General features: G+C 58.1%; 16 protein-coding genes and 1 tRNA gene. 10 read left to right on the plus strand and 7 right to left on the minus strand.

The annotated features are described in order from the left end of the window. Window positions 1-54 precede the first annotated feature (54 nt). The 3 genes from PS14A_RS12490 to PS14A_RS12500 all read right to left on the minus strand — a co-directional run bounded on the left by PS14A_RS12490 (window position 55) and on the right by PS14A_RS12500 (window position 3,954). On the minus strand, window positions 55-1,356 hold the full coding sequence (locus PS14A_RS12490; RefSeq protein ID WP_212616325.1) for an FAD-binding oxidoreductase: 1,302 nt from the start codon (window positions 1,354-1,356) through the stop codon (window positions 55-57). Continuing rightward, on the minus strand, window positions 1,353-2,441 hold the full coding sequence (locus PS14A_RS12495) for a polyamine ABC transporter substrate-binding protein (RefSeq protein WP_212616326.1): 1,089 nt from the start codon (window positions 2,439-2,441) through the stop codon (window positions 1,353-1,355). Before PS14A_RS12495 ends, PS14A_RS12490 begins: the two co-directional genes overlap by 4 nt. Window positions 2,442-2,595: 154 nt before the next feature. Continuing rightward, window positions 2,596-3,954: a glutamine synthetase family protein gene (locus PS14A_RS12500; protein ID WP_122881066.1), complete on the minus strand. Its 1,359-nt coding sequence runs from the start codon at window positions 3,952-3,954 to the stop codon at window positions 2,596-2,598. 162 nt (window positions 3,955-4,116) lie between these two features. On the opposite strand from PS14A_RS12500, the gene PS14A_RS12505 reads away from it, so the two are divergent. The 5 genes from PS14A_RS12505 (at window position 4,117) to PS14A_RS12525 (ending at window position 9,644) form a co-directional block, all read left to right on the plus strand. After that, on the plus strand, window positions 4,117-5,013 hold the full coding sequence (locus tag PS14A_RS12505) for a helix-turn-helix domain-containing protein (RefSeq protein WP_212616327.1): 897 nt from the start codon (window positions 4,117-4,119) through the stop codon (window positions 5,011-5,013). 81 nt (window positions 5,014-5,094) lie between these two features. Further along, on the plus strand, window positions 5,095-5,604 hold the full coding sequence (locus tag PS14A_RS12510) for a sigma-70 family RNA polymerase sigma factor (RefSeq protein ID WP_212616328.1): 510 nt from the start codon (window positions 5,095-5,097) through the stop codon (window positions 5,602-5,604). Beyond that, on the plus strand, window positions 5,604-6,554 hold the full coding sequence (locus PS14A_RS12515) for a FecR family protein (protein ID WP_212616329.1): 951 nt from the start codon (window positions 5,604-5,606) through the stop codon (window positions 6,552-6,554). Before PS14A_RS12510 ends, PS14A_RS12515 begins: the two co-directional genes overlap by 1 nt. Before the next feature lie 67 nt (window positions 6,555-6,621). Then, window positions 6,622-9,024, plus strand: coding sequence for a TonB-dependent receptor (locus PS14A_RS12520; protein WP_212616330.1), 2,403 nt, complete (start codon window positions 6,622-6,624; stop codon window positions 9,022-9,024). Between the two features lie 104 nt (window positions 9,025-9,128). Continuing rightward, window positions 9,129-9,644: a cupin domain-containing protein gene (locus PS14A_RS12525; protein ID WP_212616331.1), complete on the plus strand. Its 516-nt coding sequence runs from the start codon at window positions 9,129-9,131 to the stop codon at window positions 9,642-9,644. Window positions 9,645-9,835: 191 nt separating this feature from the next. On the opposite strand, the gene PS14A_RS12530 is transcribed toward PS14A_RS12525, so the two are convergent. From PS14A_RS12530 to PS14A_RS12545, 4 genes are all read right to left on the minus strand, one after another. Further along, window positions 9,836-12,157: a hypothetical protein gene (locus PS14A_RS12530; protein WP_212616332.1), complete on the minus strand. Its 2,322-nt coding sequence runs from the start codon at window positions 12,155-12,157 to the stop codon at window positions 9,836-9,838. A gap of 25 nt (window positions 12,158-12,182) precedes the next feature. Continuing rightward, window positions 12,183-12,257, minus strand: a tRNA-Lys gene (locus tag PS14A_RS12535). Window positions 12,258-12,338: 81 nt separating this feature from the next. After that, window positions 12,339-12,728: a low affinity iron permease family protein gene (locus tag PS14A_RS12540; RefSeq protein WP_137213593.1), complete on the minus strand. Its 390-nt coding sequence runs from the start codon at window positions 12,726-12,728 to the stop codon at window positions 12,339-12,341. 108 nt (window positions 12,729-12,836) lie between these two features. Further along, entirely contained in the window at window positions 12,837-13,469 is a 633-nt protein-coding gene (locus PS14A_RS12545) for a dTMP kinase (protein WP_212616333.1), read from the minus strand. A gap of 104 nt (window positions 13,470-13,573) precedes the next feature. Here PS14A_RS12545 and PS14A_RS12550 point away from each other — a divergent pair, with 104 nt between their 5' ends. The 5 genes from PS14A_RS12550 (at window position 13,574) to PS14A_RS12570 (ending at window position 17,784) form a co-directional block, all read left to right on the plus strand. Then, complete coding sequence (locus PS14A_RS12550; RefSeq protein ID WP_212616334.1) at window positions 13,574-14,635, plus strand: SDR family oxidoreductase; 1,062 nt, start codon at window positions 13,574-13,576, stop codon at window positions 14,633-14,635. A 374-nt stretch (window positions 14,636-15,009) separates the two neighbouring features. Then, the gene (locus tag PS14A_RS12555) at window positions 15,010-15,525 is read left to right on the plus strand and encodes a DoxX family protein (protein ID WP_212616335.1); all 516 of its coding nucleotides are present in this window, start codon (window positions 15,010-15,012) and stop codon (window positions 15,523-15,525) included. A 58-nt stretch (window positions 15,526-15,583) separates the two neighbouring features. Next, the gene (locus PS14A_RS12560) at window positions 15,584-16,003 is read left to right on the plus strand and encodes an organic hydroperoxide resistance protein (RefSeq protein WP_212616336.1); all 420 of its coding nucleotides are present in this window, start codon (window positions 15,584-15,586) and stop codon (window positions 16,001-16,003) included. A 112-nt stretch (window positions 16,004-16,115) separates the two neighbouring features. Continuing rightward, window positions 16,116-17,000, plus strand: coding sequence for a DUF692 domain-containing protein (locus tag PS14A_RS12565; protein WP_212616337.1), 885 nt, complete (start codon window positions 16,116-16,118; stop codon window positions 16,998-17,000). Then, window positions 16,993-17,784, plus strand: a complete 792-nt coding sequence (locus tag PS14A_RS12570) for a putative DNA-binding domain-containing protein (RefSeq protein ID WP_212616338.1) — start codon at window positions 16,993-16,995, stop codon at window positions 17,782-17,784. Before PS14A_RS12565 ends, PS14A_RS12570 begins: the two co-directional genes overlap by 8 nt. Window positions 17,785-17,840: the final 56 nt, after the last annotated feature.

Here is a 17,840-nt window from a genome sequence, read left to right on the forward strand (position 1 = left end):
TCAAAAGATCGCAGCCTTCGGCAGCTCCTACAGGGGGCCGGGGATGTGGCGGGTTCAGCCGAGCATTTCGCGCAGGCGATACCAGAACATGCCCAGCGCCAGCAGCGGCGAACGCAAGGCCGGGCCGCCAGGGAAGGTCATGTGCGGCACGCCGCTGAACACGTCCATGCCTTGGCTGTGCCCGGCATGAATGGCTTCGCCCAACAGCTTCGCGCACCAATGGGTGACGTTGAGGCCATGACCGGAATAACCCTGCGCGTAAAACACGTTCGGGTGCTGCTTGAGCCGGCCAACCTGGGGGAAGCGGTTGGCGGTAATGCCGATCTTGCCGCCCCATTGGTAGTCGATGCGCACATCGGCCAGTTGCGGGAATATCTTCAGCATTTTCGGGCGCATGTAGGCAGCGATATCCGCCGGATCGCGCCCGGAATAATGACAAGCGCCGCCGAAAAGCAGCCGTCGATCAGCCGAGAGTCGGTAATAGTCCAGCCCGACTTTTTGATCGCACAGCGCCAGGTTCTGCGGAATCAACTGCGCGGCGCGGCTTTCGTCCAACGGCTCGGTGGCGATGATGTAACTGCCGGCGGGCAGCACTTTGCCGCTGAGTTTCGGCTCGAGGTCATCCAGATGCGCGTTGCAGCCGAGCACCAGGCTGCCGGCGCGTACTGAACCTGTGGCGCAGCGTACCTCGACGGTAGGGCCGTGGAGGATTTCCAGCACCGGGCTTTGCTCGAAGACACGCACGCCCAGCGATGCGGCAAGTCGCGCCTCACCTTGCACCAGATCCAGCGGATGCAAATGGCCCGAACCCATGTCGATCAATCCGCCGGCGTACACACCGGCGTCGACCACTTGCTCACGGATCTGCTGCGGGCCGACCAGCCTGGTTTCGTGGGCATAGTCGAGTTCGGCGAGACTGTCCTGTTCCTGCTTGAACGCGGCGAATTGCGCGGCGGTGTTGGCCAGTTCGCAAAAGCCCCAGCGCAGATCACAGTCGATGGCGTTTTCAGTGATGCGCTGACGCACCAGCTCCACCGAATCGATGCCGGCGCGCTGCAGATAGCGCACGCCGTCCTGGCCAACGTAACGGGCGAACCCCTCGACTTCATGGCCGATGCCGCGAATCAGCTGACCGCCATTGCGCCCGCTGGCGCCCCAGCCGATGCGCCGCGCCTCGAGCAACACCACCGACAGACCGCGCTGGGCCAGCTCAATCGCGGTATTGACGCCAGTGAAGCCGCCACCGATTACGCAGACATCGGCAAGCAAATCACCATCCAGCGCAGGGTAGGGCGTGCTCGCCCGCGCAGAAGCGGCGTAATAAGAGCCGGCGTGTTGTGCGCTGTGCTGATTCATTTGTTCGACTTCACTTTGCTCCACGACCGGGTCATCAGACGCATGATCGCCTGGGGCGGGGTCGAGGAAATGTAGAGTTTGTCGAGCACCGACTGCGGCGGGTAAACCTCAGGGTTGTTGACCAGTTTCTGATCCATGAACGGCTTGGCCGCCGGGTTCGGGTTGGCGTAGCCGACGGTAGCGCTGACTTTGGCGATCACTTGCGGATCGAGCAGGTAATTGATGAAGGCGTGCGCCTCTTCGGCGTTGCTCGCGTCGGCTGGGATCGCCAGCAGATCGAACCACAGGTTGGCGCCTTCCTTGGGGATGGCGTAAGCGATATTCACACCGTTCTTGGCTTCCTTGGCGCGGTTGGCCGCCTGGAACACATCGCCGGAGTAACCGAACGCGACGCAGATGTCGCCATTGGCCAGGTCCGATACGTATTTGGATGAATGGAAATAGGTGATGTACGGGCGGATGCTCAGCAGCTTGGCTTCGGCCTTTTTGTAGTCTTCAGGGTTTTCACTGCGCGGGTCCATGCCCATGTAGTTGAGGATGGCGGGGAAGACTTCGTCAGCGGAATCCATCATCGACACGCCGCACTGGCTCAGCTTCTTGAGGTTCTCGGGCTCGAACAGCACGGCCCAGGAATCGATGTGGTCGATGCCGAGCACTTGCTTGACCTTATCGACGTTATAACCAATGCCGTTGGTGCCCCACAGGTAAGGCACCGAGTGCGCATTCCCGGGATCATTTTTCTCCAGCAATTCAAGCAGTTTCGGGTCCAAGTTCTTCCAGTTTGGTAACTGTGAACGATCGAGCTTCATGAACGCCCCGGCCTTTACCTGACGGGCGAGGAAGTGGTTGGACGGCACCACCACGTCGTAACCGGTCCGGCCGGCGAGGAGTTTGCCTTCAAGGGTTTCGTTGGAGTCGAAGACGTCGTAGATCACCTTGATCCCGGTCTTGCTCTGGAAGTCGGCGAGGGTGGTTTCGCCGATGTAGTCGGTCCAGTTGTAGACACTGACCTGGGACTCGGCGTGGGCTACGGCACTGAACAGCACGCTCAGTGCTACCGGGAGTACGGATTTCAATAGACGCATATCGACACCTCTTGGATTTATTGGAATTCTCAGGCGCTGCACAATCCCATGTGGGAGCGAGCCTGATCGCGAAAGCGGTGTTTCAGTCGACATCTATGGTGAGTGTGCCGACGTCTTCGCGAGCAGGCTCGCTCCCACAGGGACGGGCTCGCCGTCAGACGCTCAGCAGCAGAAACTCACGCTCCCACGAGCTGATCACGCGCTTGAAGTTTTCGTGCTCGGCGCGTTTGACCGCGACGTACCCGCGGACGAATTTGCTACCCAGGTATTCGGCCACTTTCGGGCACTCTTCCATCTGCGTCAGGGCTTCTTCGATGGTGATCGGCAGGCGCAGATTGCGCCGTTCGTAGGCCCGGCCTTCGACTGCCGCGCTCGGCTCGATCTGTTCGACCATGCCGATGTAGCCGCACAGCAGGCTTGCGGCAATCGCCAGATACGGGTTGGCGTCGGCGCCGGGCAAGCGGTTCTCCACGCGCATCGATTCAGGCCCCGAAGTCGGCACTCGCAGGCCGACCGTGCGGTTCTCTTCGCCCCATTCGACGTTGACCGGCGCCGAGGTGTCCGGGAGGAAGCGGCGGAACGAATTGACGTTGGGCGCGAACATCGGCAGGACTTTCGGGATGTACTTCTGCAGGCCACCGATGTGATGACGGAACAGTTCGCTCATGTTGCCCTCGGCGTCGGCAAAGATCGGCTGGCCCGTCGCGATCTCGACCACGCTCTGGTGCAGGTGCATGGCGCTGCCGGGCTCGTCGCCGATCGGCTTGGCCATGAACGTCGCCGTCACGTTGTGCTTGAGCGCCGCCTCGCGCAGGGTACGTTTGAACACGGTGATCTGGTCCGCCAGATCCAATGCATCGCCATGGCGGAAGTTGATTTCCATCTGCGCCGGGCCGTCTTCGTGGATCAGCGTGTCGAGATCCAGGCCTTGCAGTTCGCACCAGTCGTATACGTCTTCGAACAGCGGATCGAATTCGTTGGCGGCATCGATCGAGAACGACTGGCGCCCGCTTTCCGCACGGCCCGAACGACCCAGTGGTGCCTTGAGCGGCAGGTCCGGATCTTCACAGCGCTGGGTCAGGTAGAACTCCATTTCCGGCGCGACAATCGGCTTCCAGCCCTTGTCGGTGTATAGCTGCAGAACTTTCTTCAGCACGTTGCGCGGCGACAGTTCGATCGGATTGCCAAACTTGTCGAAGGTGTCGTGGATGACGATGGCGGTCGGCTCGATGGCCCACGGGATGACATACACGGCGTCGGAAACCGGCTTGCACACCATGTCGATGTCGGCCGGGTCGAGCAGGTCGTAGTAGATGTCGTCGTCGACAAAATCCCCGGTTACCGTTTGCAGCAGCACGCTTTCCGGCAGGCGCATGCCGCGCTCATGCAGGAACTTGTTGGTCGGTGCAATCTTGCCGCGGGCGATGCCGGTCAGGTCGCTGACCACACATTCGACTTCGGTAATCTTGTGATCTTTCAGCCAGGTGAACAGCTGATCGAAAGGGGCGTTCATAAAGACCTCGTTATTGGTTTTGTAGACGCCGGGGAGGGCGGGTTTCATCTTCCGCCCCTTCCCCTGTGGCGCGTTGGCGACTATCTTGGGCGCGGCTTGCGATTCCATCTATCCACTTTCAGCAGCACCAAAGCGCACCAAAAGAGTGCGCAAGGTCACCCCATGACAACGTGCAATCCGCTTCAGGTACAAGCGTTCAATACCGCCGACGTGGCCGAGCAAATCCGCGCCACACCGGGCTGGGTCCAGCATTACCAGCAGATGTCGCCGGGGCATTTCGCCGGGCAGATTCGTTATCTGGATCTGCAGGGCGTCGAGGTCTACGAAGAACAGATGAACACCCGGGTCGAGCAGAATTTCAGTGCGCCATCCGGTGCTCTGGCGTTCTGTTTCGATCGCAGCGACAACGCGCTGTACCTGCTCAATGAAGAGAGCCGCAACATCTGGATCACCCCGGAAAACTATCGGGAAATCGCCGTGGTGTTCGGGGCGGATTTCGTCCGCGAGCACGGCCTGCAAGTGGCCAAGCTCGAAGGGTTGTTCATGGCGCCGCTGAACTGCGGACAGAACGCTTTGTTCAGCGGCTGGTTAAGCTCGATTCTCACGAAGTTGTCGCAAGCTACTGATCCACTTGATAAAGATCGCCTGACTCTACAGTTGCTAGAGGACTGCCTGTTCATCCTTGATAACGCTCACAACAGCCTCGATCGCGGCGGATTGCAGCGGCGCCACGACGAACGCCAAATCATGAAACGAGTAGGGGAGTGGGCGGCTGATTCGCCGGAAGACACGGTCAATCTGCTCGAACTATCCGACGTCGCCGGCGTGCCGCTACGCCAGTTGCAACAGGCGTTCAAGGCCTACACCGGCATGACCCCGAGCCACTGGTTACGCCTGAGACGGCTGAACAGTGCGCACCGTGAATTGCTCAAGCGCAGGCCCACGGAAACCACCGTTGCCGAAGTGGCGATGCGCTGGTCGTTCTGGCATCTGGGGCGGTTTTCCAGCAGTTACCACGCGCTGTTCAAGGAGCTGCCGAGCGAAACGCTCAAGCGCTGAGCAGAAAAAGGCTTTGTGTCCTTCGAGAAGTTAAATAGAATCAGTCTCATTTGAATCTACCTTCGCGCAGGGTCTCTTGAGATGATTGAAGCTACGTCACCGTCGGAGCAGAGCCTGCAGCAGTTGTACCGCGAGCACCGCGGCTGGCTGGAAACCTGGCTGCGCCGGCGCATGGGCAATGCGTGGGATGCGGCGGACCTCAGTCAGGACACCTTTCTGCGCGTCCTGTGCAACGCGCCGCCACTGGCCGAATTGCGCGAGCCGCGCGCGTATCTGCTCACCGTCGGCAAACGCCTGCTGAGCAATTTCTACACGCGACGCCATCTGGAAAAAGCCTACCTCGACGCCTTGGCGCAATTGCCGCAAGCGTGCGCGCCGTCGCCGGAACAGCGCTGGTTGCTGCTGGAAACCTTGCAGGCGCTGGATGAATTGCTCGATGGCTTGCCACGTGCGGTGCGTCGGGCATTTCTTTGGAGTCAACTCGAGGGCATTGGCTACCGCGAGATTGCCGGACGCTTGCAGGTTTCCGAGCGCACGGTGAAACGCTACATGGCCCAGGCGTACGAGCATTGCTTGCTGGTGGAGCTGTGATGCGCGTTGCCCCGAGCGAGGAAACACGGGAAGTGGCACGGGCCGCAGCGCAATGGCTGGCCTTGCTCGAATCCGGTGGCGCCAGTGATGAAGATCACGCCCGATTGCAGCATTGGCGCGCCAGTGACAGTCGCCACGAAAACGCTTGGCAGAAAATCCAACAGCTTCGCCAGCGTTTCGCAGGTTTGCCGCCGACACTGGCCATGGCCACCCTGGATCGGCCGGATCCGGCGCGGCGCGCGGCACTCAAGCGTGCCTTGGGCGTGGCGGCGCTGGTGCCGGCGGCGTGGTTGATCAGTCGGGAGCTGCCGCTGGAGGTCTGGCGCGCCGATTTGCACACCAGCACTGGCGAGCGGCGCAAAGTGCAGTTGGCGCAGGATTCTTCATTGCAACTCAACACCGACAGCGCGGTGAATGTCGATCTGCCTGCACGTCAGCTGACACTGATACGTGGCGAGATGGCGCTCAACGTGGCGGGCGATTCAGCCTTTATCGTCAACGCGCCTTATGGGCGGATGATCGTCAATCACAGCGACATCTCGGTGCGCCTCAATGCGCGCGATTGCCAGGTCTGCGTATTGCGTGGTTCGGTGCAATTGCAGCCACTGCACGGCCCGGCGCTGGTATTGCAGCAGGGCCAGCAAGTCAGCCTGCAAGCTTCGGGCGCCGGGGCGGTGATGGCATTCGATGCGTTGATGCCCGGTTGGCGCGACGGTGTGCTGATGGCGCAAAACCAGGCGCTGGGTGATTTCCTCCGCGAGCTGAGTCGCTACCGCTCGGGCGTGCTGCGTTGGGATCCGGCGCTGGAATCACTGCGTATCACCGGCAGTTTCCGCCTCGACGATACCGATCAAGTGCTGGCACTGCTGGCAGCCAGTTTGCCCGTCGACGTGCACACGCGAACGCGATTTTGGGTGTCACTGGTACCGCGCGCAGAAAAAACTGGCTGAAGCCTGTCCCTTTTTTTCGCCTCGCTGGTCATTCCAGGCAAGTGAACAAAATCGAGAGCTTCTTCCAATGCCCGCAGTATTCCCAGGTCGTTTGCGTCCGTTGTTGCAGTTGAGTCTGTTGCTGAGCCTGAGTGCCAGCCCCGTGTTGATCCAATCAAGCTGGGCCGACGACGGCAGCCGCCGCAGTTATCAGGTGCCGGCCGGTAGCCTGAGCGCGGCGCTGACGCGTTTCGCCGGTCTCGCTGGAGTCAATCTTTCGGTGGATCCGGCGCTGGTCAGCGGCCGTAACAGCAATGGATTGTCCGGCGAGTTCGGTGTGGAGGAGGGGTTCAGCAGGTTGTTGCTGGGCTCCGGTTTGCAGCTGCAACCGGTCGGCGATCAGGCTTATACGCTGGTGCCCGCAGCGCAAGGCAGCACCTTGCAACTGGCACCGACATCGATTCTCGGCGCGAGCGGTTCAGCGGATGCCGACGTGTTTGCTGGCGGTCAGGTTGCGCGGCGTGGCTCGCAAGGGCTGTTGGGCTCCAAGGATTTCATGGAAACCCCGTTCAGCATGACCACCTACACCAGCGAAACGGTGAAAAACCAACAGGCGCGCACCCTCGGCGACCTGATCGGCAGCGACCCTTCGGTACGCGCAACCAACCCGGCCGGTGGCCGCTACGAGCAATTCACCATCCGTGGTTTCAGCCTGTTCAACAGTGACGTTTCCTACAACGGCCTCTACGGAATCTTGCCGACTTACACCATCGACATGGAAATGGCCGATCGCGTCGACATCCTCAAAGGCCCGAGCCAATTGATCAATGGGATTTCGCCACGGGGCAGTGTAGGAGGGGGGATCAACGTCGTGCCGAAACGCGCGACCGACAAGCCGATCACTTCGCTGACAGCCAATTACGCCTCGAACAACCAAGCCGGCGGCGCGGTGGATGTCGGACGGCGTTTTGGTGACGAAAACCAATTCGGTCTGCGCTTCAACGGGGTTAAACAGTCCGGTGATACCGAATGGGATCATCAAAGTGTCGATCGCGACATGGCGGTCCTTGGTCTGGATTTCCGTGGTGAACGCTTGCGACTTTCCACCGATATCGGCCACACCGAACGCGACACCGACGCGCCGCAGGAACGCGTGCAAGTCGCGGCCAATGCCAAGGTGCCGAACGCCAATGATGTGCGCGATAACTATGCGCAACCCTGGAGCCGGGCGCGCACCAAAGACACTTTCGGCACAGTCAACGGTGAGTTCGATGTCAGCGACTCGGTCATGCTGTATGGCGGCGTCGGCGCTCGTAAAAGCGATCACGAATTCTTGCGCCATGCAGTTTCGGTGAGCAACGACGCCGGCGACTTCAGCGTCCAGCCGCGAGATTTCACCCGCGACGAAAACGTGCGCACGGCCACCGCTGGGGTGCGTAACTGGTTCCACACCGGGCCGGTCAGCCATGAAGTCAATCTGGCGGCCAACTACTTTTATATGGACTTCGAAAACGGCGGCGCCCGTTACGCGGCCGGGCGCAGCAACCTCTACGACCCGGTGGAAATCCCCAGGCCCGGCACGCCGGCCCGCAATGACGCCAAGGTCTACACCGAGAACCGCTTCAGCGGCGTGGCGTTGTCCGACACGCTTGGCTTCTTCGACGATCGTCTGTTGCTGACTTTGGGGGCGCGCTGGCAGCGAGTCAAAGTCGATGACTGGAGCGACGGCATCAAGGGCGACACGGCTTACGATGAGGAAAAAGTCTCGCCATCGGGCGGGATCCTGTTCAAGGCGACGGACAAACTCTCGCTGTACGCCAACTACATGGAAGGCCTCAGCCAAGGCAAGATCGCGCCATCAACGTCGATCAACGAAGACGAAATCTTTCCGCCATTCATCAGCCGCCAGGTTGAAGTCGGTGCCAAGTACGACGCCGGCGCATACGCGCTGACGGCAGCGGTGTTCCGCATCAAACAGCCTGCCTACGAAACCAACGCCGTTACGCGAGTCTTCGGGCCGAACGGCAAGCGTGAGAACAACGGCGTAGAACTGAGCGTGTTCGGCGAACCGCTCAAGGGGTTCCGATTGCTCGGCGGTTTGATGTACATCGACAGCAAACTGGCCCACACCACCAACGGCACATTCGACGGCAACCGCGCACCGGCGACACCGAAATACAACGTCAACCTTGGTGCGGAGTGGGACGTGCCCACGGTGCAGGGTTTGACCTTGACCAGTCGCGGTATTTACTCAAGTTCGCAGTATCTGGACCAGTCGAACGACAAGGAAATCGACTCATGGGAACGGCTCGACGTAGGCACACGCTATGCTTTCAAGCTGGACGAGAAGACCATTACCTTGCTTGCCAACGTCGAGAATGTGTTGGATAAACGCTATTGGAGCTCGGCGGGTGCATCGGATGACAGTGAGCCGGGATTGACGCTTTCTACGCCAAGAACGTACCTGCTTTCGGCGACCGTGGATTTCTAGGATAGCAGGGTGATTGCATCGATCTTCGTCGATAATACGTTAACTACACTAAATGACCGTTTAGTTGAGCTAACAAAAAATCATTACCGATAACGGAGAAAACCATGATTCAGCGCAAGCCGAACGCAACTGATGTGATTGCTGCGCTGAATCTAGAGCCTCATATCGAGGGCGGTTATTACCGCAGAACCTATCAAGCCGATCACCGTGCCTGCCTCGAAACGCAGCAAGGCCCGCGTTATCTGCTGACCTCGATCTACTATCTGCTCACTGAGCAATCGCCGGCGGGCCAGTTTCATTTCAACCAGTCCGACATCCTGCATTATTTTCAGTTGGGCGACGCCATCGAATACAACCTGATCCACGCCGACGGCTCATTGCAAACGCTGGTGATGGGCAGCGATGTTTTGGCTGGTCAGCAACTGCAGTTGCACGTACCGGGTGGAATTTGGAAAGCCTCTCGATTACTGGAAGGCTCAAATGGCTTTGGCTTGATCAGCGAAGCGGTTTCGCCTGGGTTTGATTTCGCAGACATGGAAATCGGTAATCGCGCAAAACTCACGGCACAGTTTCCACAGCACGGAGCGCTGATTGAAAAGCTGACGCGTGATGATGGATGAGGGCTGTAGATTGGGAAGAATGCGGTTTGTAGGGAAAGCTGGTTTTGAAGCGGCCAACGCAGATTCAAATCTCCCGGGCAACCACGCTGACCTTGTAATACTTTGTTACGCGTAATGTATATTATGTTAAATCGTGTATGCGAATGGTCTCAGGCTTTAGATATCAGATCCACCACTCCTAACCTCTCAGTCTAAGCAACGCCATTCGTTTGCAGCTTCAACAACCAATGTCTCTCGGTAGTCCATCCGAGAAAAACCCGAGCACCTTCGCTTGCTTGGCGAGCCCCGGTCAACGGTGCGCCAGAAGCCGCTACTCGCAATCCTCTAATCGCCGGCAGGAACCTTTCACGAAATGCACGAGGCTGAATCGCGAAATGAGCTTCGATGCGTTCAAGCGCAAATTGCATTTCTGCCTCATCGAGCATCGCTAGATAAAACACCATCTGCCGCCACGCGTACGCCGTATTTTTGATCATCACCAGGCTGGAGTGATAAAACCTCAACTTCATCTGCTGGCGTATGCATATCCATCTGAAGCATTCCTCGGCCATCGAAGCCAGGCGATGCTGCAACAGCGCCTTCAACCCAAGCTCACCAAACAACAGCGCAAGGTTTTGCGTCGTCAGGATCTGTTGTTGCTCGATGATTTTCCCGTTAATCGCCGGCCGCCATGTACCCAAGCGCTCATCAGCCCTCTGAGCGCACAATCTGGCCAATGCGTCCCTGGAACTAGCGTCAGGCCTGGAGAACCTTTTGCGCCTGGATTTCGGTTGTTCAGGCAGCATCGCCAATTGGCTTGCATCAATGTCGTAGTAATTGGCGTATAGCGTGCCACCTGTCAAAGATGCCGCCTGCCTGGCAGCTCTTATGTACTTGTTCGAGAAAGCGCCCATGAAAATGTCCGAGGCGACTTCTTCTACAAAAGGCAGATCCAGCTTGGCCATCGCCGCAAGCGCGGAAAATTCCTGAATCAGTTTGTTGGGCAGGATCGCTTGAGGAAACGCGCTAAGAGTCATTGCTGCGGATTCGATCAGGACCTGTCTGGCTGCATCGGCGACCACCGCGTCCGTTTTACGCTCGACTTCAACAGCCGCCACCCACGGCAATTCATTCATCCTGACCTGACTTTGCAGATCCAACAGCAACAATGATCGGCGTTGTCGAAAGGCGCGATAGGTTGCGACAGACAGCATCCGCAGCGACGTATCGCGATATCCTGCGCAGCAGATCTCAGCCGTTATCGCTGGCAACAGCCGCGCCACAGTATCACCAGAGGTAATGAATCCCTTCTCGATCAACTCCGCAATTGTGCCCTTTCGACACCGCTCGACGCGTCGACGAATATCAGGAGGAATGCCGATACCTGTTAACAGCGAATATGCGGTCGCTTCTTCGCAGGTAACGGGTTGCAATAGAGATGAAAAGTCGGAAATTCCGTCCGAACCCGGATACCTGCTCAGACGTGCGGCAAGCGCTTTAGCAAATAGATGGTGACCGGGGGCGGACACGTGACTGCGTTGAGACTCTCTGTGCTTTTGATGAGATTCGGATTCGGGATGACCATGCTTGCGTACGAAATCGTCGACGATCCTGCGAATTCGTCCGACTTGTCGTCCGGTAAGCAAAGCCGCATCGCTGGCGCAAACCCCCAGCAGTGCAAACAACTCCCCTGCCCGATCCCTTGAGCTTTCAGCTGCACCTAAAGCGCTGGGGCAAGAAGCATCGAACTGCCGCTTCAGAATATTCGCCTGCTCTAACCAGCCCTCGGGGTACCGGCGACAAGGCCAATCATCCTGATACGTTAAAAGGAAAAGCGACACCGCCGAATCGTAAAGCGGTAAACGTGTTTCAACGACATGCTTCTGCACTGCCACGCGCGCCTGTGCCGGGCGATTTGAAAGCACGGCTCTGACATCCCCGACAGTAAAAACCTGCACTTGCCCTGGTGAAAGCGGCAAACCGTCAGAAGCCATCGGAAAGAATCGCAGCCGGCCAAAGAAAGGCGCAATTATTTCAACGAGAGCCCACGCGTTTTCAGTGCGTTGCTGCCCCAGCAACCACGCCACCGTCAGCAGTGCAGCCTGTTCTGGCACATCGATTCGATAATCCCCGCTCGCCAGCTTCGTTTGCAGTACCTCAATCCCCTCCTCTGTAAGGTGCCAAGTGTTGAGATCGAGTCGCTCGAAGCCAGGGCGGATACCTGGAATCGAAGCAGCCAGCTGTCGCTCGTACTCGGTCAGTGCACCGCCGGCCAAGAACTGCCCAGTGGCGAAACCTCCAGTGACGACTTCCAGCGTGACCCACTCAGGCACATCCGCGAATGGAGTCCGTGAGCCATACGACGCCGATCCCTGCAATATGTGCTCGATTACATTGCGCCAGCGCTCGATGCGCTTGCTCGTCTGTCCGTCATTGTCGAGGCCCGGTGCAGTGAGTGCTCGAGACAGTTGAAAGGCTGCATAGCCGGCACCTATGCCGGCGCTCGCATTCGATTCCCTATCATCCCTGAGCATGAGTCCTTCCGAGCCTGCAATGTTGTGGGTCCGGGGGCTGGATTCGAACCAGCGCCCACCCGGTTAAGAGCCGAGTGTTCTACCGCTGAACTACCCCGGAACAGAGCGCGGATTGTCCACGAGCGCTGAACGATTGTGAAGATCGGAAATATTGCCGCTTGTGAATTGCACAGCCGAGATTCTAGCGAGCCCCATCATCGTGGATCGGCTCGACATCAATCTCACTCGACTCACCCAATGCGCGATATCGATCACGGAGCTTCCTCAGCTCGCGCGCCTCCATCTTCTCCAGACCCAGCGTGGCGTTCTGCGCTTCATTGGTAGCTCGGATCAGCTCATCGATCTTCAGATGCAGAATGTCGTTGTCGCGGTTCTGGGTGTTTTGAATGAGGAACACCATCAGGAACGTAATGATTGTGGTCGACGTGTTGATGATAAGTTGCCAGGTGTCGTTGTAGTGAAAGTACGGCCCTGTTCCAGCCCAGGCGACGATCAGAACGATCGCTGTCAAAAAGGTCTTCGGGCTACCTGCCCAGTTGGAAAGTGCCTGGCAAAAGCGTGCAAATTTCATCTTGAAACCTCTGAATAAACCTATCCACTTGACCTCGCTCGATCGTGAAATACTTTGTCATATTTGCGCCGCTCGTCGGTGCCGCAGATTCACCTGAGTGTTCAAGCGTCAGCTCGAGAAGCTACACCGGCGGCTTACCACCCGATTAATCTCCTCTACTACCCGCCCCGTCGCCTCCTCGATCGTTCCCTCATTCCGACACAAAAACCAACCCTGATCGGCAGCGGCCACCTCAAACGCCTCAGTACAAGCGACATGCTCCTCAAACCCTCGAAGCACAGTACTGCTCAAGCCACGCCGTCGTGCCCCTGCCCTCGCCCACGAAATCTCCGCGGCTGTAACCACCCCGACATGCAGGTCGGGCACCTGTACGTTGCGGTCAATGTTCAACTGCAGGATTTCAGCGAAAGGCACTATCCGGCGAAACGCCGCATCGGACGGGTACCAGCGATCAATCAGCACAATGCTGTCGGTGGGCTGTTTGCTCAGCACGTGCTGGGAAATCCAGCGGCGGCTGTCAGCCAGGCGTTGGCAAACGTCCAGTTCCAGATCCCTGTCGGGATGTCGGACGAGTCGATTCACCAGATGCATTGTCTCGCCCCTGAACGGGTCGCTTTTTTTCTCGCACAGTCGGATGACTTTCTGGTTGTCTGCCCTCAGGACTTCAGTGATGGCCTCCAACAGCGAGGTTTTGCCGACGCCTTTGGGGCCATCCAGAGCGACAAACAGCGGACGAGTCATTTTTCTCACAGGCTTTAGCGGGGAGTAGCGCGCACTCTAACGGATTTTCAGGTTGAACCTCTGTTGCTCAGCAGGACTCCCAAACTCAAATCCAGGAGAAACCTATGACCCAGACAGCTCTAGTCGTGGGCGCCAGCGGCATCGTCGGTAGCGCCATTACTCAGTTACTCATCGACAACCAGTGGCAAGTCGCTGCGCTATCGAGACATCCATCGCAAGCACACGGCGTGATCCCTGTGGCGGCAGACCTTCAGGATCCTGCTTCTCTGGAACAGGCGCTGAGGGCTGTGAAACCCACGCATGTGTTCATTACCACCTGGTCGCGGCAAGCCACGGAGGCCGAGAACATCCGCGTCAACGCAGCCATGGTACGCAACGTCCTCGCCGCCATTCGCCCAGCCAAAAACGTCAAACACGTAGCACTGGTTACCGGCCTGAAACACTACCTCGGCCCGTTCGAAGCCTATGGTAAAGGCAGCCTGCCGCAGACACCGTTTCGCGAAGAACAGGGTCGTCTTGATATCGAGAATTTCTATTACGCTCAGGAAGACGAACTCTTCGCCGCTGCGGAAAAGGACGGTTTCACCTGGAGCGTGCATCGCCCGCATACCGTCACCGGGGTGGCCGTGGGCAATGCAATGAACATGGCAACCACCCTCGCCGTGTATGCCTCGATTTGCAAACACACCAATCGCCCTTTTGTGTTTCCCGGATCCAAGGTGCAGTGGGACAGCCTCACCGACATGACCGATGCGCGGCAGTTGGCGAAACAGCAACTGTGGGCGGCCACCACGCCGGCTGCGGCAAATCAGGCATTCAATATCACCAATGGCGATGTATTCCGCTGGAAATGGATGTGGAGCCGAATTGCCGAATACTTCGACCTGCCTGCTGCTGACTATCCCGCCTCACCCTCGCCTCTAGAGAAGCAGATGGCGGACGATCAAGCCGTATGGACGCAAATAGTCGCCGAGCACGGTTTGAAAGAGTCCGATATTGGACGTCTGATTTCCCCATGGCATACCGATGCCGACCTTGGCCGCCCAATCGAAGTGGTCACGGATATGTCGAAAAGCCGCCTGATGGGTTTCACTGCCTACCAAGCGAGTGATCAGGCATTTTTTGACGTGTTCGACAAACTGCGAGAGATGCGCTTGATACCCTAGGCGGTTGCAGACAGATCAGGTGGGCACCTGGCGTGCCCCCTCCTTCAACAGGACTTTCCACGCCCTCGCCCTCCCCTCATCTGCGACGTTCATTCGCTCTGCGAATCCTCCCGCCAGTCACCGGCAGAACGCAGCCGATCGTATATCCCAACTCCAAAATAGCGCCCTCGACAGGCACTGCTCTGTATCCAAGTGTGTACGGACGCAAACACGTTACACAACATTGATCTTCCCGCCCGCCCAGACACAAGCGAGATACACCAGCACGATGAACTGCGCTCACGGCCAGCGCAGTGCTCCTGTGCCTGACACCTGTCAGTGGGAGCACCGGAACGGCTTCCACTTTCTTGACGACAAGTCGGAGGATTAAACCCATGCAAACAAACGCGTTATCGGTCTTGAATCGGCTGCAGCTTAATCTCGATCGCGCTGGAGACTGGATCGCCCCTTTGAGCCTGCGCGTTTTTCTGGCTTGGGAGTTTTTTGAAGCGGGATGGGAAAAGTGGAACGGTGAGAACTGGTTCCCAAGCATTCAAGGGGCCTTTCCTTTTCCCTTCAATCATCTGCCGGCTACGTTCAATTGGCAGTTATCCATGTGGGCAGAGCTGCTCTGTTCCATTGCTTTGCTTGTAGGCCTGGGAACACGTCTTTCGGCACTGATCCTCATAGTGGTCACCGTCGTGGCAACTGCCGCAGTTCACTGGCCAGCAGAGTGGTCGACGTTGAGTGAACTGGCTATGGGGTACTCCATCAGCAACAAAGGCTACGGCAATTTCAAGCTGCCGTTGATCTATCTCGTCGCACTTCTGCCACTGGTATTCACAGGCGCCGGCAAGCTGAGCCTGGATGCATGCATCGGTCGGTATCTCAAGCGTTTGAATGCACGCTGAGTGTTATCGCTTCACCAAGGTTATCGCTCTCAACCCACTAGTAATCAGGAGTTTCATCATGACCCATATTGATAAAGTGCTGTACACCGGCAAAGTCCATACCTCTTCGGGTGGTCGCAATGGCACCGCCCTCAGTGACGACGGCCGACTGGATATAAAGCTGTCGTCGCCTGGCGCCTCTGGCGCCGGTACCAACCCAGAGCAGTTGTTCGCCGCTGGTTGGTCGGCTTGTTTTATCGGTGCAATGGGACTAGCGGCGAGCAAGCTGAAAGTCACCCTCCCGGGTGACCTTGCTGTCGACGCCGAAGTCGATCTAGGCACAACCGATGGCGCTTATTTCCTCCAGGCTCGCCTCAATGTCTACCTTCCCGGGCTTGATCGAGAAGTCGCTCAAGACCTGATCGAAACCGCACACCAGACTTGCCCGTACTCCAAAGCGACGCGGAACAACATCAACGTGGTGATCAACCTCGTTTGAGCAGAACCGTGGCGGGTTTCAATCACCCGATTCACACCCCCCGGCTGCCAGCGGTAACCGTGGAGGTGCTGTGGATCGAGCGTTCCAGACGTCGAATCGGAGTATTGAGCTCATGCAAACGAACACTTCATCATCAACGCATTTAGATCCACAGCTTCCCCCTGAGGCGACCGTCGGGCTCGGGTTGCGCCGTGCGCTGCTTAACACGCTTCGTGACGCTCCAGTCGGGGATTTCGATTTTCTGGAGGTTGCTCCAGAGAATTGGATCGGCATCGGCGGCGCTCATGGTGAGGCCTTGCAGTTGCTAGCTGAACGCTACCCGCTGTCATGCCATGGCCTGTCACTGTCGCTGGGTGGCAGTGCACCGCTGGACGAACCCTTTCTTGAGCAAGTCCGCGGGTTCCTCGATCGCTTCAACGTGCCGTTCTATAGCGAACACCTGAGTTACTGTAGTGACGATGGCCATTTATACGACCTGCTGCCGTTGCCATTCACTGAGGAGGCTGTTCATCACGTTGCTGCGCGCATCCGCCGTGCACAGGATATTCTCGGTCGTCGTCTTGCTGTAGAGAATGTCTCTTACTACGCCGCTGCTCATCACGACATGGACGAACTCACGTTTACCAATGCAGTGCTCCGCGAGGCCGATTGCGACCTGTTGCTCGACGTTAACAATGTGTACGTCAACTCGGTGAACCATCGCTTTGATCCAGCGGTTTTCCTCGCCGGCCTGGAACCAGAACGCGTAGTCGCCATGCATGTGGCTGGGCATTACGACGAAGCCGAGGACCTGATCATCGACACCCATGGTGCGTCGGTCAAACCGGTAGTCTGGTCATTGCTGGGGCAGGCTTATGACCTTTTCGGCGTGAAACCAACCCTGCTGGAGCGCGATTTCAACTTTCCGTCCTACGACGAACTGGTGGCTGAGCTGAACACCATCAGGCGCTTGCAACGCGACGCCAATGCTTTGGTGCGGGTGACCGTCGATGGCTGACTCCCCTTCAAGTCTGCACAGTCAGCAGCTCGCGCTGACCCGTTACCTGCGTGACCCGGACAGTTATGCGCCGCCAGCGCAGATGAATCCTGCAAGAGCGCAGGTCTATCTCAACTTGGTGTTGAACAATCTGTTGGGGTTGCTGGGTGGGACGTTTCCGGTGCTGGTTGCTGTGCTGGGTGATGCCGGTTGGCGTGCCCTGGTACGACGTTTTTTGCGTGACTACCGCGCGCAAACGCCACGCTTTGGAGAAATTGCTCGTGAGTTTGTGGACTTCGTAGCGAGCCTGGAAGACTCGCCCGGTCACGAACACCCCTGGTACCCGTTCTTGCCAGAATTGGCCCATTACGAGTGGGTGGAGATGGCGCTGCAACAGTTGGACGCTGCGCCGTTAAAAGCCAGTGATGCGGAGCATTTACTCGACCGTCCCCTCAAGCTTTCCCCGCTCGTCTGGCCGCTGGCTTACACCTGGGCCGTACATCGTCTTGGGCCAGGCTATCTGCCTTCCGAACCGCCAGAACAACCGACGTTGCTGCTGATCAGCCGGGTGCCGAGTGGCCAAGTGCAATTCTCCCAGGTCAGCCCTCTCGCGTTCCGTTTGTTGCAGCGGATCGAGCAGTTCCCTGACATGGATGGTCGAGCGCAGTTGCACGCTTTGGCTGCGGAGGCTAGTGCTTCAGACGTGACCGGCTTCGTCGCTGACGCACTGGTGCTGCTGCGCCAGTTGCATGCGCAAGCTGCCGTCGGCGTAGCCGCGACACCCGTGTTAAAGCTGTTGTCCTGACTGACGAGCAAAGGCTGAGGTCGGTTTTTGTATCTCTATGTACCCAAACGCGAAGT

The sequence above is a fragment of the Pseudomonas sp. 14A genome (assembly GCF_018132745.1).
Taxonomy (GTDB): domain Bacteria; phylum Pseudomonadota; class Gammaproteobacteria; order Pseudomonadales; family Pseudomonadaceae; genus Aquipseudomonas; species Aquipseudomonas mercuritolerans.